Origin of the sequence: Vibrio sp. A8-1 (genome assembly GCF_013048685.1) — a bacterium.
GTDB classification, from domain to species: domain Bacteria; phylum Pseudomonadota; class Gammaproteobacteria; order Enterobacterales; family Vibrionaceae; genus Vibrio; species Vibrio metschnikovii.
On record NZ_VHTC01000002.1, the window covers coordinates 1 to 14,106 of the forward strand.

The window sequence follows — 14,106 nt, forward strand, 5'->3', positions numbered from 1 at the left end:
TGAATCTGTTGGGCGGATTAATCGCGTACTGCTTGAGGGATAAAAAGCCCAGTCTAGATCTAACAGCTCAAGAGTTTGAGCTGTTAGAGAGTAATTGCTTAGTTCTGGCTTAACCAGATCTCAGGTTAATTAAGATTTAAGTGATAATAAAAAACCCAGCATAAGCTGGGTTTTTTTATAAATGGTGCGGAAGGAGAGACTTGAACTCTCACACCTTGCGGCGCCAGAACCTAAATCTGGTGCGTCTACCAATTTCGCCACTTCCGCACAAATTTTTTAGATAACTTGATTGACTCAAATCATCATTGTAATTGGCAGGTCTACCTGGATTCGAACCAGGGAATGGCGGCATCAAAAGCCGCTGCCTTACCGCTTGGCGATAGACCTACAATGCTGTTAATTTAATAACAGTCTTATCGATAAAGCAACTGTTCAACAGTAACTAACGATAAATGGTGGCTACGACGGGATTCGAACCTGTGACCCCATCATTATGAGTGATGTGCTCTAACCAGCTGAGCTACGTAGCCACGACTAATCAATGGTGCGGAAGGAGAGACTTGAACTCTCACACCTTGCGGCGCCAGAACCTAAATCTGGTGCGTCTACCAATTTCGCCACTTCCGCACAAATTTTGTAGATAATCTGATTGACTCAAACCATCGTTGTAATTGGCAGGTCTACCTGGATTCGAACCAGGGAATGGCGGCATCAAAAGCCGCTGCCTTACCGCTTGGCGATAGACCTGTTGTTGATAGCAGGCTATGCTAACTCAATAAATGGTGCGGAAGGAGAGACTTGAACTCTCATACCTTGCGGCGCCAGAACCTAAATCTGGTGCGTCTACCAATTTCGCCACTTCCGCACAAATTTTTTAGATAACTTGATTGACTCAAATCATCGTTGTAATTGGCAGGTCTACCTGGATTCGAACCAGGGAATGGCGGCATCAAAAGCCGCTGCCTTACCGCTTGGCGATAGACCTGTAATACTGAACTTGGTGCGGAGGGAGGGACTTGAACCCTCACGTCCTAACGGACACTAGCACCTGAAGCTAGCGCGTCTACCAATTTCGCCACCACCGCAAATTCAGTCAATGCTGACACAGTATTGATGGAACTAAATAGTTGGCAGGTCTACCTGGATTCGAACCAGGGAATGGCGGCATCAAAAGCCGCTGCCTTACCGCTTGGCGATAGACCTACATCGGTTAACAGCTATCTACTGCTGACCTCTAATATGGTGCGGAAAGAGAGACTTGAACTCTCACACCTTGCGGCGCCAGAACCTAAATCTGGTGCGTCTACCAATTTCGCCATTTCCGCAAAACTTTACTTTTATAACGAGATAATGGTGCGGAAGGAGAGACTTGAACTCTCACACCTTGCGGCGCCAGAACCTAAATCTGGTGCGTCTACCAATTTCGCCACTTCCGCATCTCGTTATTGTACCTAATCTCAAAGGAAGAGGTAAAATAAGTGGTGGCTACGACGGGATTCGAACCTGTGACCCCATCATTATGAGTGATGTGCTCTAACCAACTGAGCTACGTAGCCATCTTTTTAGAGCGAGAAACTATAATCTATTCTCGCCATCAGTTCCAATAGTTTTTATGTATTGAAACCTAAAGAAATAATGGCAGGTCTACCTGGATTCGAACCAGGGAATGGCGGCATCAAAAGCCGCTGCCTTACCGCTTGGCGATAGACCTACGGTGATAAGTAGCCCTTAGGCAGCCTATCGATAAATGGTGCGGAAAGAGAGACTTGAACTCTCACACCTTGCGGCGCCAGAACCTAAATCTGGTGCGTCTACCAATTTCGCCATTTCCGCATTATTTCCTAACTATTCTACTCAAAGAACACTTAGGAAATGGTGGCTACGACGGGATTCGAACCTGTGACCCCATCATTATGAGTGATGTGCTCTAACCAGCTGAGCTACGTAGCCAATTGCTAAACTGCTTATCACTCACAGCCAGCGTTACGCTCGGAGTTTCGAAGTTGCCTTCTCGCTGCGAACGGTGCGCATTATGCGGATATGGCTGTAGAGCGTCAATAGTTTTTTTGAATAAATTCCTCAAAACCAACTGTTCGAGTTTTTTTTAAACAAAGCTAGCTATTTCTGATCAAAATCTATCCCAAACCGAGTGATTTTCTCATTGTACGTCAAGCAGATGATCATGGTTTATTAGCGATGAATGTAAAAGTAAGCCATGAAAGTTCGATGCAAAAAAAAGCCAACATTGTGTTGGCTTCTTTCGATAGTGGTTAGGTTTTATACGTTAAAGCGGAAATGAATGACATCACCATCTTTGACAATATAATCTTTGCCTTCTAAACGCCATTTACCCGCTTCTTTGGCACCACTCTCGCCTTGGTACTGGATGAAGTCATTGTAACCGATCACTTCGGCACGGATAAATCCACGTTCAAAATCGGTGTGGATTTTTCCTGCTGCTTGAGGAGCTGTCGCGCCTACCGGAACGGTCCAAGCACGGACCTCTTTAACCCCTGCGGTAAAGTAAGTTTGCAAATCAAGCAGTTCATACCCTGAACGAATCACTCGGTTTAAGCCTGGTTCTTCAATACCCAGATCGGCAAGAAACTCAGCACGCTCTTCTTCTTCTAATTCAGAAAGTTCGGCTTCAATAGCAGCACACACGGCCACGACAGAGGCATTTTCTTGGGCTGCATGAGCACGGACCGCGTCTAAATAGGGGTTATTTTCAAAGCCATCTTCATTCACATTAGCAATGTACATGGTTGGCTTAAGGGTGAGGAAATTAAGGTATCCAACCGCAGCAAGTTCTTCTTTGCTTAAGGGGACAGAGCGTGCAGAGCCACCTTCAGTCAGTACTGGCAACAGTTTTTCTAAGACACTAAGCTCAAATTTAGCGTCTTTATCACCGCCTTTTGCACGTTTCGTTTGACGTTGAATCGCGCGTTCGCAACTGTCTAAGTCGGCTAAGGCGAGTTCAAGGTTGATCACTTCGATATCTTCAATGGGTGATACTTTACCGGCGACGTGAACAATATTCTCGTTCTCAAAGCAGCGGACAACGTGACCAATCGCATCGGTTTCGCGGATGTTGGCTAAAAATTTATTACCTAAACCTTCACCTTTTGATGCCCCAGCCACTAAACCTGCGATATCAACAAACTCCATTGTCGTTGGTAGTATGCGTTGTGGATTAACAATTTTTGCCAAGGCGTCGAGACGCAAATCAGGCACTGGTACCACACCAGTGTTTGGTTCAATAGTACAAAACGGGAAGTTAGCCGCTTCGATACCTGCGTTAGTCAGTGCATTAAAAAGGGTTGATTTACCTACGTTAGGTAAACCCACAATGCCACATTTAAAACCCATGTTTGGTAACCTTATTCAGCTTTGAACGTATGTAAGCGGTTTTGCGCTTTAGTTAGGCCATCTTTCAGTAAAATATCGAGACAGCGAACAGATTCATCTACTGCTGCTAGTATGCACTCGTGCTCTTTGTTAGGAGCTTTACTTAACACATAGCCTGCGACTTTGTCTTTGTGTCCTGGATGGCCAATGCCAATACGAAGACGATAGAATTCTTTATTGTTGCCTAATTTACTGATGGTGTCTTTTAACCCATTATGACCACCATGCCCGCCACCTTGTTTAAATTTAGCCACGCCGGGGGGAAGATCCAGTTCGTCATGAGCGATCATGATCTCTTCCGGTTTGATTTGATAAAACTTAGCAAGGGCTGCGACGGCTTTACCAGATAAATTCATATAAGTCGTTGGGATCAGTAAACGCAGATCTTCACCATTAACCAATATACGACCGGTTAATCCGAAAAACTTCACTTCACTTTTCAGTGTCGTATTGTGCACTCGGGCCAGTTCTTCGATGACCCATGCTCCTGCATTATGTCGAGTATTGACGTATTCAGGGCCCGGGTTGGCCAGACCGACAAGTAATTTAATTGGTTGACTCAAGGCTAGGATCCCTTCGGAAACGAAAAAAGCGCGGTATGATAGCATAGAAAAATGCAAAAGGGCGAGATGGCTGATGCTCGACGCCATGAAACAAAAATACCTCGTCATATTTGACGAGGTATTTTACCGATCCAAGACTATCGCTGCTTAGTTAAACATCGCTGAGATAGACTCTTCGTTACTGATTCGGCGGATAGCCTCGGCGAGCATGGTTGATAACGTTAATTGGGTAACTTTACCTGTTGCTGCCATTTCTTTAGATAAAGTGATGGAGTCTGTGACGATCACTTGGTCAAGCACAGAATTTTTGATGTTTTTTGCGGCATTGCCTGAGAAGACAGCATGGGTTGCATAAGCAAACACACGTTTTGCTCCGCGCTCTTTAAGTGCTTCAGCCGCTTTGCATAAGGTTCCGCCGGTATCGATCATATCGTCAACAATCACGCAATCACGGCCTTCAACGTCACCGATTAAGTTCATGACTTCAGAGACGTTGGCACGAGGACGACGTTTATCGACAATCGCGATATCAATATCACCGAGTGCTTTTGCTGTTGCACGAGCACGTACCACACCACCTAGATCCGGAGATACGACGACAGGATCTTCTAAGTTACGTGCTTTCATGTCTTCCAAGAGAACGGGTGTACCGAAGATGTTATCTACCGGTACATCAAAGAAACCTTGAATTTGCTCTGCGTGTAGGTCAATGGTTAAGACCCGATCAACCCCTACGTTAGAGAGAAAGTCAGCAACGACTTTCGCCGTAATTGGAACACGAGCAGAACGCACTCGACGGTCTTGGCGTGCATAGCCAAAGTAAGGGATGACAGCAGTAATACGGCCTGCTGAAGCGCGGCGCATTGCGTCAATCATTACCACCAATTCCATTAAATTGTCATTGGTTGGTGCACAAGTTGATTGAATAATAAATACATCGCTACCACGAACATTTTCGTTGATCTGCACTGCCACTTCTCCATCAGAGAAGCGAGAAACAGTAGCATCACCAAGGGAGATGTATAGACGTTCAGCAATACGTTGGGCTAGTTCAGGTGTGGCGTTACCAGCAAATAGCTTCATATCAGGCACGGTGGAAACCTCAGGGTTGCGTCCAGTTTTTAATTAGGTTGGGTGTCGGCTGATTGGTAATCAGCCAGTGTCTCTTTTAGTGGTGAAACGTTGCGGCCTTGAGCGACAAACGCAGAGACAGTGTCTGGGAGTTTCGCAAGGACAGCTTGCGCTTCTTTTTTGCTCGAAAATTCAGCGAAAACGCAAGACCCGGTCCCGGTCAATCTTGACGGCGCGTATTGTAGCAGCCATGAAAGTTGCTTATCAACCTCTGGGTACTCCAATCGGACAATTTTTTCGCAATCGTTTTCGTAGTTCGCATTGAGTAGAGTATTAATATCACGTTTTGCTGTGTTTCTCGGTAATTTTGGATGAGAAAAAATTACTTTTGTCGCAATACTCACATTTGGGCGAATCACGAGATAATGCTTTTCTTCGGGCTGTACCGGTTGGAGCTTTTCTCCAATACCTTCGGCAAAAGCTGAGAAGCCGTGAATAAAAACTGGAACATCGGCCCCTAAGGTTAGGCCAATCGTCGCGAGTTGATCATCGCTTAACCCACAGCTCCATAAATAATTGAGTGCGACCAACACCGTTGCCGCATTAGAAGAACCGCCACCAATCCCCCCGCCCATTGGTAAGCGTTTGGTTAGTTGAATATCTGCGCCGAATGAGCTCTCGGTTTGCTGCTGTAAGGCGCAAGCCGCACGGTAAATTAGATTATCTTGCAGTGCGACGCCAGGCAGTTGCGGTGAGAGTGTGATTTGCCCTGTCTGATTCGCGGTAATCGTCAGTTCATCGCCATAATCGATAAATTGAAATAATGTTTGCAGGTCGTGATAACCATCAGCGCGTTGTCCGGTAATGTACAAAAACAGATTTAATTTCGCGGGTGATGGCCATACGGTTGGTCGTTGTATCATGGCGTGAGTGTCCATTTAGATATCACAAGGTTAATCGAGGTGTCCTGTTGGGTGAGTAATACTCGGTCTGGCAGAGGGAGAGGTTTATCTTGCCAGAGATATTCGCGGTAGCGATGATAATCTACCGTCCAGCGCGAAAAACCTTGGTTTTTTTGTAATCTAGCCAAGGTATTGTTCGAATTTAATTCAAAGTGATCGGCTTGAGTGGGTAAGCCGACAATCCATGCTTGTAAAAGCTCAATAGGGAGCGTTAATCCAGTCAGAGAGGTAATCAATTGTTCGGCACTGTCAGCGCGGTAGACGTTGTCATCATGGGTGATGACTTGCGCTCCTTGTTGATCAATCGATAAGTTTAATACCGTCTGTCCTAAAAAGGTCGTTAGGCGGAGCTGGGTTTGCTGAGGTGAAATTTGCCACTGAAAATTAAGAGATTGACGCTGATTGGGGTCAATATAGGCGAGTTTTCCAACCAGTTGAAACTGCGTAATGGTCTTTAAGCGAGCTTGGTGCGATTGCCATTCAACGTCACTAATGGGGTCGGGAATGCTGCTACAGCCCCATAGTCCTAAGAGTAAGGTAATAATAAGAAAAATACGTGGCGGTGATATCATCATATGCTCGTTATTTATCCATTTATGGGACACAAGAGCCGTCACTATACCATTGATATCACGAACTCGGGAAAACAAATCCCAATCGCTCTTTCAATAAATAGGTGCATCAAGTAAAATTCGCCGCTCAATCCACTTCTTATCAGAGAACCCTCGATACATGTCCTTGCTTGTTATTGGTATCAATCACAATACAGCTTCGGTTGAGTTGCGAGAAAAAGTGGCCTTTGGAGCAGATAAACTGTCCGAAGCGTTGCGCCATTTATCTGGCCAACCTTACGTCAAGGGAAGTGTGATTTTATCAACCTGTAACCGAACTGAACTGTATTGTGACGTTAAGGTGGCAAGTAAGAATAAACTGATAGAGTGGTTATCTCAGTTTCATCAAGTCAATCTGGAAACCTTAAAGCCGAGTTTATATGTCCATGAAGAGCAAGCGGCAATCCGTCATCTGATGCGCGTTGCTTGTGGATTGGATTCATTAGTACTGGGCGAACCACAGATTTTGGGTCAAGTAAAACAAGCGTATGCGGATTCGCGAGAGAATCGCATGGTCGATTCGGCCTTAGATAAGTTGTTTCAAAAAGCGTTTTCGGTTGCTAAGCGTGTGCGGACTGAAACCGACATTGGTGGTCATGCGGTCTCTGTTGCTTATGCCGCCTGTACGCTGGCAAAACATATTTTTGAATCGTTAACGCAGGCTACGGTGCTATTAGTTGGCGCAGGAGAGACCATCGAATTGGTCGCTAAACATTTGGACGGTCATGGTTGTAAACGAATGATCGTTGCTAACCGAACACGCGAACGGGCCATGGCATTAGCGCAAAATTTTGACGCTGAAGTGATTACCTTAAATGAGATTCCAGATTATTTAGCACAGGCGGATATTGTGATTAGTTCGACCGCTAGTCCGCTGCCCATCATCGGTAAAGGGATGGTCGAAAGCGCGCTCAAAGCGCGTCGTCATCAACCGATGCTGTTAGTCGATATTGCCGTTCCGCGTGATGTGGAATCACAAGTCAGTGAACTTGACGATGCTTATCTCTATTCAGTGGATGATTTACAATCGATTGTTGAGAGTAATATTGAGCAACGTAAGATTGAGGCGATTCAAGCCGAAGCGATCGTCAGCGAAGAAAGCGCAGAATTCATGAGTTGGATGCGCTCGCTGCAGGCGGTCGACAGCATTCGTGACTATCGTCAATCGGCGAACAATATCCGTGAAGAATTACTCAGTAAAAGTTTACAAGCGTTAGCCGCTGGAGGCGATGCGGAAAAGTTATTGGTCGAATTAAGTAATAAACTCACCAATAGATTGATCCATACCCCAACGCGCGCGTTGCAGATGGCAGCCGAGCAAGGGGAGCCAGCAAAACTGGCAATTATTAGACAAAGTTTGGGTCTTGATGACCTGTAATAATTTGTAAATCCTTATTTATTAAAGAAGAAACTATGAAAGCGTCGATTTTAGTTAAGCTTGAATCTTTGGTGGAGCGCTACGAAGAAGTGCAACACTTATTAGGCGATCCTGCCGTGATCGGTGATCAAAATAAATTTCGATCGCTCTCAAAAGAGTACTCGCAGCTCGAAGAAGTCACCCAATGCTTCCAAGCCTATCAGCAAGCTCAGGAAGATTTGCTGGCCGCAGAAGAGATGACCAAAGAAGACGATGCTGAAATGCGCGAAATGGCCCAAGATGAAATGAAAGCGGCTAAAGCGGAAATTGAACGCTTAAGTGCTGAGCTGCAAATTCTTCTGTTACCTAAAGATCCGAATGATGATCGCAACTGTTTCTTAGAAATTCGTGCTGGGGCGGGTGGTGATGAAGCCGGGATTTTTGCTGGTGATCTGTTCCGGATGTACAGCCGTTTTGCTGAGAAAAAAGGCTGGCGGATTGAAGTCATGTCGGCGAGTGAAGCTGAGCATGGTGGTTACAAAGAGATGATAGCCAAAGTTAATGGTGACGGAGCTTACGGGGTATTGAAATTTGAGTCGGGCGGTCACCGAGTGCAACGTGTTCCCGCGACCGAATCTCAAGGTCGTGTACATACTTCTGCGTGTACTGTGGCTGTGATGCCTGAGATCCCTGAAGCCGAAATTCCTGAAATTAAAGCCAGCGATCTAAAAATTGATACCTTCCGCTCATCAGGAGCAGGTGGCCAGCACGTTAACACGACGGATTCAGCAATTCGAATTACTCACTTGCCAACGGGGATTGTGGTTGAGTGTCAGGATGAGCGTTCTCAACATAAGAACAAAGCTAAAGCGATGTCTGTACTTGGCGCTCGGATTGTTCAGGCTGAAGAGAAAAAACGTGCGGCGGAAATCTCCGATACCCGACGCAATCTACTTGGCTCAGGCGATCGCAGTGATCGCATTCGCACTTACAACTATCCACAGAGTCGAGTGTCCGATCATCGTATTAACCTCACCATTTATCGTCTCAATGAGGTGATGGAAGGCGATTTACAAGCCTTGATTGATCCTGTTGTCCAAGAGCATCAAGCGGATCTGCTGGCTGCGTTATCTGATAACCATTAATTCATTCATTATCATGACGATACAAGCCTTATTGGCTAACGCTAAGCGGCAACTTATCGAGAGCGGCAGCGATTCGTCGTCTCTTGATGCCGCGCTGCTGCTTTGCCATGTGTTACAAAAACCGCGCTCCTATTTATTGACGTGGCCAGATAAAAGGCTCGATGCAGACGCTATTTCTGCTTTCGAGGTGTTGCTCGCACGGCGTATCGCCGGTGAGCCGATCGCTTATATTATTGGTGAACGCGAATTTTGGTCGCTGCCCCTAAAAGTCGCACCATCGACCTTAATACCTCGTCCGGATACTGAACGCTTAGTTGAATTAGCACTGGATAAGGCCGCATTTATTGAGGGCGATATCCTTGATCTAGGCACAGGAACTGGAGCTATCGCATTAGCGCTTGCTTCAGAGCTACCTCAGCGCCACGTGCTGGGGATCGATCTGCGTTCAGAGGCCGTTGAGCTTGCCGAGGATAATCGCAAACGATTACAGCTCTCCAATGTCACATTTTTGCAAGGCAGTTGGTTTACCCCTCTCGCTAACGGTATAAAGTTTGCTTTGATTGCTTCTAACCCGCCTTATATTGAGGAACACGATCCCCATTTACAGCAAGGGGATGTTCGTTTTGAACCGAGAAGCGCTCTGGTCGCAGGCGATAATGGATTAGCCGATATTAAACATATCGCGACTTCGGCGCGTGAATATTTACTCGATCAAGGCTGGCTGTTGTTTGAACATGGTTACCAACAAGGCAAAGCAGTGCGAACTATTCTGAGTGAACTGGGCTATCAGCAAGTGGTTACGGAGCAAGACTACGCTGGTAACGATCGAGTCACCTTGGGTCAATGTCGATTTTAAAGAGGAACACATGTACGAAGTACTTAAATCACTCCATCTCTTCACTATAGCTACTAGCGCTTTCTTATTGAGTGTTCGTTATATTTTAATGATGATGGATTCCCATTGGCTACAACATAAGTTTCTGAAAATTTATCCGCACATTAACGATAGTCTGTTATTAGTTACTGGCATTTGGCTTATCGTGATCACTGGCTTTATACCTTATACGGCTGCAGCGCCGTGGATGACCGATAAAATTACTTGTGTCTTGGCTTATATCGCTTTGGGCTTTTTTGCGCTTAAGTTTGGTCGTAATAAGCTGTTACGCTCGTTTGCTTTTCTTGGCGCGATGGGCTGGCTGATCATGGCGGGTAAAGTGACGGCTTCTAAAGCACCGATGTTTTTCAGTTAATATTATGGACTCGATAAATCAATGCTGAATTTATTTGATGAAGATTTTGATGCAATGGATTTAGTGGAAGGTGCGCTGGCATTAAATAAAGCCATCAATCCGGAGACTAAAGTCGATTGGGCTCTCGCTGAATTGCAAAGGCTGTACCATCAAGCTGAGTTAGCTTTAGCTGATGAATCAAATAGAAAGCAGCGCTTTGCCCTATTTTTGGATGTTTTTTATCATCAATGGGGCTTTGTTGGCGATAAAGAAACCTATTTTCATTCTCGTAACGGTTTTATTGATAAAGTCCTCGAACGTCGTCAGGGAATACCGGTGAGTCTTGGAGCGTTGCTGCTCTATTTTGCTAGGCGCTTTGATTTTCCCGTGCAAGGAATTACTTTTCCTACCCAGTTTTTACTTGAAGTGCAGTGGCCTGATGAAGCTCCGCTGTATCTCAATCCTTTTTCCGGCGAGTTTGTCTCGAAATACATGCTCAATGCGTGGTTGGTTGGTCATAAAGGCCCTTTGGCCCGCTTGCAGGCTGAGCATCTAAAACCGACCGATAATCCAACGATTATTGGTCGTTGGTTAGCCTTATTGAAAAGTGCCTTGTTGCGCGAAGAGCGCTATACTTTGGCGCTGCGCTGCACCAATTTAGCGTTAACCTTTGTCCCTGATGATCCTTATGAAATACGCGATCGTGGTTTTATCTATCAGCAGTTAGACTGTCATCAGGTGGCGTTATCCGATTTCCAATATTTTATTGAACACTGCCCTGATGATCCCGCAGCGCAGTTACTCAAGAATCAAATGAATGCGCTAACGGTTTATCCAGTGACGCTGCATTAATCACAACTTAAGAGAACTCACTATGGAACAAAAAATTGTTCATATCGGTCATATTCCGGTCGCCAATGATCATCCCTTTACTCTGTTTGCTGGTATGAATGTGTTGGAATCTCGTGATTTGGCGATGCAAATTTGCGAGTACTACGTCAAAGTAACCGAAAAGCTTGGTATTCCTTACGTGTTTAAAGCATCGTTTGATAAGGCTAACCGTAGCTCGGTACATTCATATCGTGGGCCAGGTTTGGAAGAGGGCATGAAAATCTTTCAAGAGCTGAAAGAGACCTTCGGGGTGAAAATTATTACCGACGTACACACCGAAGCGCAGGCTCAGCCAGTCTCTGAGGTCGTTGATGTGATTCAATTGCCAGCATTTTTAGCACGTCAAACGGATTTAGTCGAAGCGATGGCAAAAACGGGCGCAGTCATTAACGTTAAAAAACCGCAGTTTATGAGCCCAGGACAAGTAGGTAATATTGTTGAAAAGTTCGCGGAATGTGGCAATGAGCAAGTCATTTTATGTGAGCGTGGTGCTTGCCATGGTTACGATAACTTAGTAGTTGATATGCTCGGATTTGGCGTGATGAAAAAAGCCTCTAAAGGCAGTCCAATCATTTTCGATGTTACCCATTCACTGCAGATGCGCGATCCATTAGGAGCCGCTTCCGGTGGTCGCCGTGAACAAACCGTGGAACTGGCTAAAGCTGGTTTAGCGACGGGCATCGCTGGTTTATTTATCGAAGCTCACCCAACGCCTGATCAAGCGAAATGTGATGGTCCTTCGGCCTTACCGTTGGATAAGCTCGAACCTTTCTTAGTACAAATGAAAGCGTTGGATGATTTGATTAAGAGCTTTGCACCGATCGATATCCGTTAAGTTCAATCCTTACGTTTTAAAAAAACGGGTAAGATAATTCCTTACCCGTTTTGGTTTGGGCAATAAGGAGTAGTTAAGCATGACCCCAGCCATTGATTTAGCGAAAAAAAAGCACATCGCCCACACGATTCATCACTATGAGCATGATCCTAGTCATCCGAGTTATGGTTTAGAAGCTGCGCAAGCTTTAGGTCAGGACCCCGCGACGGTATTCAAAACGTTATTATTCTGTCTCAATGGCGAAGCTAAGCATTTGGCCGTTGCGGTGATCCCCGTTGAAAAAAAACTCAACTTAAAGCTCGCGGCAAAAGCGGCCAAAGCGAAAAAAGCTGAGATGGCCGATCCAGAGATCGCTCAAAAGATCACGGGTTATGTGGTGGGTGGGATCAGTCCGTTAGGGCAAAAGAAACGCTTGCCGACTTTTATTCACAGCAGTGCCGAGACATTGACCACTCTGTGTGTTAGTGCAGGCAAGCGTGGTTTAGAGATAGAGCTTAGTCCACAAGATCTCACTAAGCTCACTGATGGACAGTTTGTTGATTTGTGCCAATAAATCTGTCGATTTGTGGTTGCAAGTGGTGATATGGGAGGCCCTCGTTTATCTTGATGAAGTCTATTGATGGTCATCGGATGAACGAGAGCGTCACTGATCATTTTCTTATTTTAATTTGTCGCCATCTGGCGACATGATCAATGCTTATCCATTTGCGTATTGTCGACCACGTGGTTTTCACCGAGATCTTTTGGCAACACTAAGTTGAGAATAATTGCCACAATTCCACACAAACTCACACCTTGTAAACTAAATTCACCAATGCCAAACGCCATACCACCAATCCCGAAAACCAGAGTGACGGCGACAATCACAAGGTTACGAGATTTGTGTAAGTCGACTTGGTTCCGGATTAAGGTATTAAGTCCAACGGTGGCTATCGATCCAAATAATAGAATCATAATTCCGCCCATCACCGGGATTGGAATGGTTTGTAACAATGCTCCAAGCTTGCCGACCAAGGCTAATACAATCGCCGTTACTGCCGCCCAAGTCATGATCACCGGGTTAAAGGCTTTGGTTAGCATTACCGCGCCAGTGACTTCACTGTAGGTTGTATTTGGTGGTGCACCGACCATACTGGCTGCTATGGTCGCAAATCCATCTCCCGCAATGGTACGATGTAACCCCGGTTTTTTAAGATAATCTTTTCCGGTGACATTAGAAATTGCGAGCATATCGCCGACGTGCTCAACGGCTGGAGCAATCGCGACCGGAATCATAAATAAAATGGCATTAATGTTAAATTCAGGAAAGGTGAAGTTTGGCAATGCTAGCCACGCGGCTTGTTGAACCGGAACAAAACTTACCACACCAAAGTACAGAGAAACGCTATAACCGGCGGCAATCCCTGCACAAATAGGAATGAGTTTAAAAAAACCTCTCGAAAAGACACTGACACCAACGGTCACCAGTAGTGAAATCGCTGAAATCCATAACGCAGCTTGTGCATCAATCAACTGTACTGAACCATCCCCCGTTCTGCCCAGTGCCATATTGACCGCAGTAGGTGCGAGACCTAATCCAATCACCATGATAACTGGCCCAACGACCACGGGGGGTAATAGCGTATGTACAAAGCCCACGCCTCGAACTTTAATGATAGCGCCGAGTAAGACATAGACTGCGCCTGCGGCCATTAGGCCCCCCATTGTTGCCCCAATTCCCCAGGTCTGTACGCCATACATAATGGGAGCAATAAAAGCGAAAGAAGAGGCGAGAAAGATAGGTACAGAGCGGCGAGTAATGATTTGGAAGATTAAGGTGCCTACACCAGCCCCAAACAGAGCAACGTTAGGATCAAGCCCGGTCAGCAATGGAACCAGAACCAGAGCACCAAATGCGACAAATAGCATTTGTGCACCTTGAATGGCATTTTTCATCGTGTTTTCCCTGAAGCAAAATAAAATTCGCGGGATTCTATCATCTTTGCAAACGATTGCTATGGGTTATGGATCAAACTTTTTCTGGTTTCTGATCAT

13 protein-coding genes and 15 tRNA genes are annotated in these 14,106 nt (G+C 45.6%); 7 read left to right on the forward strand and 21 right to left on the reverse strand.

The window, feature by feature from the left end; genetic code table 11:
• Positions 1 to 182 precede the first annotated feature (182 nt).
• From FKN93_RS01075 to lolB, 20 genes are all read right to left on the reverse strand, one after another.
• A tRNA-Leu gene (locus FKN93_RS01075) sits at positions 183 to 267 on the reverse strand.
• Between the two features lie 45 nt (positions 268 to 312).
• Positions 313 to 387, reverse strand: a tRNA-Gln gene (locus FKN93_RS01080).
• Between the two features lie 66 nt (positions 388 to 453).
• Positions 454 to 530, reverse strand: a tRNA-Met gene (locus tag FKN93_RS01085).
• Positions 531 to 542: 12 nt separating this feature from the next.
• Positions 543 to 627: transfer RNA gene (locus tag FKN93_RS01090), tRNA-Leu, on the reverse strand.
• 45 nt (positions 628 to 672) lie between these two features.
• Positions 673 to 747, reverse strand: a tRNA-Gln gene (locus FKN93_RS01095).
• A 33-nt stretch (positions 748 to 780) separates the two neighbouring features.
• Positions 781 to 865 (reverse strand) — tRNA-Leu (locus FKN93_RS01100).
• A gap of 45 nt (positions 866 to 910) precedes the next feature.
• Positions 911 to 985, reverse strand: a tRNA-Gln gene (locus tag FKN93_RS01105).
• A 13-nt stretch (positions 986 to 998) separates the two neighbouring features.
• Positions 999 to 1,085: transfer RNA gene (locus FKN93_RS01110), tRNA-Leu, on the reverse strand.
• 43 nt (positions 1,086 to 1,128) lie between these two features.
• Positions 1,129 to 1,203 (reverse strand) — tRNA-Gln (locus FKN93_RS01115).
• A 37-nt stretch (positions 1,204 to 1,240) separates the two neighbouring features.
• Positions 1,241 to 1,325 (reverse strand) — tRNA-Leu (locus FKN93_RS01120).
• Positions 1,326 to 1,351: 26 nt separating this feature from the next.
• Positions 1,352 to 1,436: transfer RNA gene (locus FKN93_RS01125), tRNA-Leu, on the reverse strand.
• 43 nt (positions 1,437 to 1,479) lie between these two features.
• Positions 1,480 to 1,556, reverse strand: a tRNA-Met gene (locus FKN93_RS01130).
• Between the two features lie 80 nt (positions 1,557 to 1,636).
• A tRNA-Gln gene (locus tag FKN93_RS01135) sits at positions 1,637 to 1,711 on the reverse strand.
• Positions 1,712 to 1,748: 37 nt separating this feature from the next.
• Positions 1,749 to 1,833: transfer RNA gene (locus tag FKN93_RS01140), tRNA-Leu, on the reverse strand.
• Positions 1,834 to 1,873: 40 nt separating this feature from the next.
• Positions 1,874 to 1,950: transfer RNA gene (locus FKN93_RS01145), tRNA-Met, on the reverse strand.
• A gap of 327 nt (positions 1,951 to 2,277) precedes the next feature.
• Positions 2,278 to 3,369, reverse strand: coding sequence for a redox-regulated ATPase YchF (gene ychF, locus FKN93_RS01150; RefSeq protein WP_154170403.1), 1,092 nt, complete (start codon positions 3,367 to 3,369; stop codon positions 2,278 to 2,280).
• Positions 3,370 to 3,380: 11 nt separating this feature from the next.
• Positions 3,381 to 3,971: an aminoacyl-tRNA hydrolase gene (gene pth, locus FKN93_RS01155; RefSeq protein ID WP_158139056.1), complete on the reverse strand. Its 591-nt coding sequence runs from the start codon at positions 3,969 to 3,971 to the stop codon at positions 3,381 to 3,383.
• Positions 3,972 to 4,118: 147 nt separating this feature from the next.
• Positions 4,119 to 5,063, reverse strand: coding sequence for a ribose-phosphate pyrophosphokinase (locus FKN93_RS01160; protein WP_004394723.1), 945 nt, complete (start codon positions 5,061 to 5,063; stop codon positions 4,119 to 4,121).
• 29 nt (positions 5,064 to 5,092) lie between these two features.
• Entirely contained in the window at positions 5,093 to 5,965 is an 873-nt protein-coding gene (gene ispE, locus FKN93_RS01165) for a 4-(cytidine 5'-diphospho)-2-C-methyl-D-erythritol kinase (RefSeq protein WP_154170405.1), read from the reverse strand.
• Positions 5,962 to 6,576, reverse strand: coding sequence for a lipoprotein insertase outer membrane protein LolB (lolB, locus tag FKN93_RS01170; protein ID WP_154170743.1), 615 nt, complete (start codon positions 6,574 to 6,576; stop codon positions 5,962 to 5,964). Before lolB ends, ispE begins: the two co-directional genes overlap by 4 nt.
• 160 nt (positions 6,577 to 6,736) lie before the next feature.
• Between lolB and hemA the strand changes: the two genes are divergently transcribed.
• The 7 genes from hemA to ybaK all read left to right on the forward strand — a co-directional run bounded on the left by hemA (position 6,737) and on the right by ybaK (position 12,625).
• Positions 6,737 to 7,993 carry a glutamyl-tRNA reductase gene (hemA, locus tag FKN93_RS01175; protein ID WP_004394726.1) on the forward strand — a complete coding sequence of 419 codons (1,257 nt, stop codon included), beginning with the start codon at positions 6,737 to 6,739 and terminating at the stop codon, positions 7,991 to 7,993.
• Between the two features lie 35 nt (positions 7,994 to 8,028).
• On the forward strand, positions 8,029 to 9,117 hold the full coding sequence (gene prfA / locus FKN93_RS01180) for a peptide chain release factor 1 (RefSeq protein WP_154170407.1): 1,089 nt from the start codon (positions 8,029 to 8,031) through the stop codon (positions 9,115 to 9,117).
• 7 nt (positions 9,118 to 9,124) lie between these two features.
• The gene (gene prmC, locus FKN93_RS01185; RefSeq protein ID WP_170904353.1) at positions 9,125 to 9,973 is read left to right on the forward strand and encodes a peptide chain release factor N(5)-glutamine methyltransferase; all 849 of its coding nucleotides are present in this window, start codon (positions 9,125 to 9,127) and stop codon (positions 9,971 to 9,973) included.
• A gap of 10 nt (positions 9,974 to 9,983) precedes the next feature.
• Complete coding sequence (locus tag FKN93_RS01190; protein WP_040904120.1) at positions 9,984 to 10,367, forward strand: SirB2 family protein; 384 nt, start codon at positions 9,984 to 9,986, stop codon at positions 10,365 to 10,367.
• A gap of 21 nt (positions 10,368 to 10,388) precedes the next feature.
• The gene (locus FKN93_RS01195; RefSeq protein ID WP_158138786.1) at positions 10,389 to 11,198 is read left to right on the forward strand and encodes a SirB1 family protein; all 810 of its coding nucleotides are present in this window, start codon (positions 10,389 to 10,391) and stop codon (positions 11,196 to 11,198) included.
• 22 nt (positions 11,199 to 11,220) lie between these two features.
• Positions 11,221 to 12,072 carry a 3-deoxy-8-phosphooctulonate synthase gene (gene kdsA, locus FKN93_RS01200; protein WP_158138785.1) on the forward strand — a complete coding sequence of 284 codons (852 nt, stop codon included), beginning with the start codon at positions 11,221 to 11,223 and terminating at the stop codon, positions 12,070 to 12,072.
• Between the two features lie 79 nt (positions 12,073 to 12,151).
• On the forward strand, positions 12,152 to 12,625 hold the full coding sequence (gene ybaK / locus FKN93_RS01205; RefSeq protein WP_170904289.1) for a Cys-tRNA(Pro) deacylase: 474 nt from the start codon (positions 12,152 to 12,154) through the stop codon (positions 12,623 to 12,625).
• 137 nt (positions 12,626 to 12,762) lie between these two features.
• Here ybaK and FKN93_RS01210 read toward each other — a convergent pair whose 3' ends face one another.
• Positions 12,763 to 14,007 carry a uracil-xanthine permease family protein gene (locus tag FKN93_RS01210; protein WP_004394733.1) on the reverse strand — a complete coding sequence of 415 codons (1,245 nt, stop codon included), beginning with the start codon at positions 14,005 to 14,007 and terminating at the stop codon, positions 12,763 to 12,765.
• Positions 14,008 to 14,106 lie beyond the last annotated feature (99 nt).

Bases quoted from the DNA above. Each gene is read 5' to 3' on its own strand.
- kdsA (WP_158138785.1), top strand. From the start codon at position 11,221: ATGGAACAAAAAATTGTTCATATCGGTCATATTCCGGTCGCCAATGAT.
- FKN93_RS01195 (WP_158138786.1), top strand. From the start codon at position 10,389: ATGCTGAATTTATTTGATGAAGATTTTGATGCAATGGATTTAGTGGAA.
- FKN93_RS01190 (WP_040904120.1), top strand. From the start codon at position 9,984: ATGTACGAAGTACTTAAATCACTCCATCTCTTCACTATAGCTACTAGC.
- hemA (WP_004394726.1), top strand. From the start codon at position 6,737: ATGTCCTTGCTTGTTATTGGTATCAATCACAATACAGCTTCGGTTGAG.
- ispE (WP_154170405.1), bottom strand. From the start codon at position 5,965: ATGATACAACGACCAACCGTATGGCCATCACCCGCGAAATTAAATCTG.
- prfA (WP_154170407.1), top strand. From the start codon at position 8,029: ATGAAAGCGTCGATTTTAGTTAAGCTTGAATCTTTGGTGGAGCGCTAC.
- lolB (WP_154170743.1), bottom strand. From the start codon at position 6,576: ATGATATCACCGCCACGTATTTTTCTTATTATTACCTTACTCTTAGGA.
- FKN93_RS01210 (WP_004394733.1), bottom strand. From the start codon at position 14,007: ATGAAAAATGCCATTCAAGGTGCACAAATGCTATTTGTCGCATTTGGT.
- ychF (WP_154170403.1), bottom strand. From the start codon at position 3,369: ATGGGTTTTAAATGTGGCATTGTGGGTTTACCTAACGTAGGTAAATCA.
- ybaK (WP_170904289.1), top strand. From the start codon at position 12,152: ATGACCCCAGCCATTGATTTAGCGAAAAAAAAGCACATCGCCCACACG.